Origin of the sequence: Pseudoalteromonas sp. SR41-7, from assembly GCF_014163935.1 — a bacterium.
GTDB lineage: Bacteria > Pseudomonadota > Gammaproteobacteria > Enterobacterales > Alteromonadaceae > Pseudoalteromonas > Pseudoalteromonas distincta.
This window is the reverse complement of sequence record NZ_JACJEF010000042.1, coordinates 1-527: the sequence shown is the minus strand read 5'-3', so window position 1 is coordinate 527 and position 527 is coordinate 1. Positions and strand designations below refer to the sequence as shown.

The window sequence follows — 527 nt, the reverse complement described above, 5'->3', positions numbered from 1 at the left end:
AAACCGCACGTAAACGTTGGTACAATCGGCCACGTTGACCACGGTAAAACTACACTAACTGCAGCAATCACTAACGTACTTGCAAAAGTATACGGCGGTGTTGCTAAAGATTTCGCATCAATCGACAACGCTCCAGAAGAGCGCGAACGTGGTATCACTATTTCAACGTCTCACGTTGAATACGATACTCCTACACGTCACTACGCACACGTAGATTGTCCTGGTCACGCCGATTATGTTAAAAACATGATCACTGGTGCTGCTCAAATGGATGGCGCGATCTTAGTAGTTGCTGCGACAGATGGCCCTATGCCACAAACACGTGAGCACATCCTTCTTTCTCGTCAAGTTGGCGTTCCTTACATCGTTGTGTTCATGAACAAATGTGACATGGTTGATGACGAAGAGCTACTTGAACTAGTAGAAATGGAAGTTCGTGAACTTCTTTCTGAATACGATTTCCCAGGTGATGACTTACCTCTAATCGCTGGTTCTGCGCTTAAAGCGTTAGAAGGCGAGAAAGAGTG

At 45.7% G+C, this 527-nt stretch carries 1 protein-coding gene; it reads left to right on the top strand.

Annotated features, from left to right (window positions below; all coding sequences use genetic code 11):
- Nucleotides 1-527 (top strand): GTP-binding protein (locus H5092_RS20905; RefSeq protein WP_182716934.1); only part of this gene is annotated, 527 nt, incomplete at both ends.